The 1,981-nt window shown below is 29.8% G+C and carries 2 protein-coding genes; both read left to right on the top strand.

The annotated features are described in order from the left end of the window. Positions 1-770: 770 nt before the first annotated feature. Positions 771-1,010, top strand: coding sequence for a hypothetical protein (locus tag V7127_RS25280; RefSeq protein WP_335490899.1), 240 nt, complete (start codon positions 771-773; stop codon positions 1,008-1,010). A gap of 33 nt (positions 1,011-1,043) precedes the next feature. Continuing rightward, on the top strand, positions 1,044-1,190 hold the full coding sequence (locus V7127_RS25275; protein ID WP_335490896.1) for a hypothetical protein: 147 nt from the start codon (positions 1,044-1,046) through the stop codon (positions 1,188-1,190). The last annotated feature ends 791 nt before the right edge of the window (positions 1,191-1,981 follow it).

The following is a 1,981-nucleotide window of genomic DNA, read 5'->3' as shown; positions in this document are numbered from 1 at the left end:
GGTATTATTTTCTAAATATTGGTTATGTTCTTTCTCATAACTGTATATTGAAAGTTTATATATATTTTGGCTAATATGCTGACCTTCAATTACTTTTAGCTTATCTTTCCCCCTTCCATGAGCAAAAAATAGGGGGTATATAAAACGTTTTTTACCTATTATGTTTTTGTATGACTAAACATTTATTTCCTTTATTTGCCTAAAAGGTTAAGAGGGGCTTTGTATTCATAATAATATGGATAAATATAGATGCCACAATGGGAGGAAATGCAAGACTAATATACCGACATAATCAAATAAAATATTGAACTTGCCCTCTAGGAGTCACTAGGGGGCTTTTTTTGTTTTTTATAAAAAGTTAATAGGAAGTATTGGAATAAAACACGAACGTTTGCGCGTGTTAATATGGGGCTTTTATAGTGTGCGAGGAATAATGTATTCTCATAACCTAAGTTATAGGAATCAAGTAGATTCAAAAGTTTAAAAGTGAAGAACTTTTAAATTCAAAACTTAAGTATATGTATATATGGTATTGAAGTATGCCGAAAGCATAATATTTAACCTTCAAGGAAGTCTAGATATAGGAGATGAGAAAATCCTTCCTCATTTCTTGTCTTACTTCAATCCTATCTTTTTTCTAAACCTTTTGTTGGTCACATAGGGTTTTAAACAAGTAATTTTTTAATATTGAACGGTAACGGGAAGAGGGCTTTCCTTCCATTGTGCCCCCTTCCTAACGTGTAAATTTAAAATGTAAAGGAGGTCAAAAGATGATGGGAGTATTTTTTACTAACCTAACAAAAGAAGTAATTCCAAATGTCAAGTATGAGGGTTCAGAGGATTATAAAGGGCTTATTATTTTAAAGTGCAAAGAAAAATCAATCATTAACAGGAATAGCGAGCACTTATATTTAGAACTTGTATCTTTTGCTAATGAAATAGGTCTGAAAGAAAAAGAATTATTAGAATTGATTAGTTATAGCACTTTTGTTAAAGGTTATTTAGCTTAGTATAGAGATGAAAAATTGAAGGTGGTTAGAATATTGGAAATCAAAGGTTTAGACGATCTACACAGAATGTTAAAAACATCAGGAATTGATTTTAAACTATTAAAGACTGCGAAAGAAAAGGTAAATAAAATGATTAAAAGAATTGAAGAAAAGGAGGAAGAAGAAAATGGAAAAAACTAAGCAAACAAGTGTACATTTAGAAGAAATACAAAGCGTTATTTATCACTAATGAGTGTAATATTAGGGCTTAATAAATCTCAATACATTAGAGAGATCCTCGACCGTGACATGCAAGAGAATGCAGAGGTAGTAAAGCAATTTGAGGAAATTCTTTATTAATTCTTAAAATATTTCCATAAGTGCAAAGTTTTAATGATTAAATCGTAAATATATATAAGAAAAACTAAATAGTAGTTCCCACGGAATTTTGAAGCTGAGGGTTATACCATAAATAAACCCCATGGCTTGCTGAGCCGATTTAGAAAATCAGCAGTTGCCGTAATAGTAATAACGGATGATTGAGAGATTCAACATTCTTGCAAAATTACTAAATTTCGGTGATGGGCTGAGATTAACGCATTCTCAGGTAAAATAAAAACGGGAGGGGTGGAGCATAGCTTGGAATTTTCTAAGCAACAATCAGTGAAGTAATATCGTCAAGGCTCAAATGAGACGACTCATTTTAATTAGTATTCATTGATTTTTGAGTAGCTAGGGGATATTTATCAAAATTAATTAAAATCTTTAATAATCAAAGTTCAATTTAAATGATCATTTGTAGTGATCTTTGATTTAATCTTTGTATTAATTCAGCGTGCAAGATTGAATAAATTAAATTATGAAAATCATTGATTACATAAACAAGGTTACTTTAGTTATATAAATTTAATTAGCATAAGAAAGGTTTTACGATTCTAAAATTTAACTTCAATTCATTTTTGCTTATGATAGTGTATAGATTGAGTTTTAAT

Source organism: Bacillus sp. JJ1773 (assembly GCF_036962035.1).
Lineage (GTDB): Bacteria > Bacillota > Bacilli > Bacillales > Cytobacillaceae > Cytobacillus.
Note: the sequence above shows the minus strand (reverse complement) of the source record. Positions and strands in the feature narration are given on the sequence as shown.

What these genes read in the sequence shown, in the direction of transcription:
- V7127_RS25280 (WP_335490899.1), top strand. Translation starts at nt 771, where the DNA reads ATGATGGGAGTATTTTTTACTAACCTAACAAAAGAAGTAATTCCAAAT.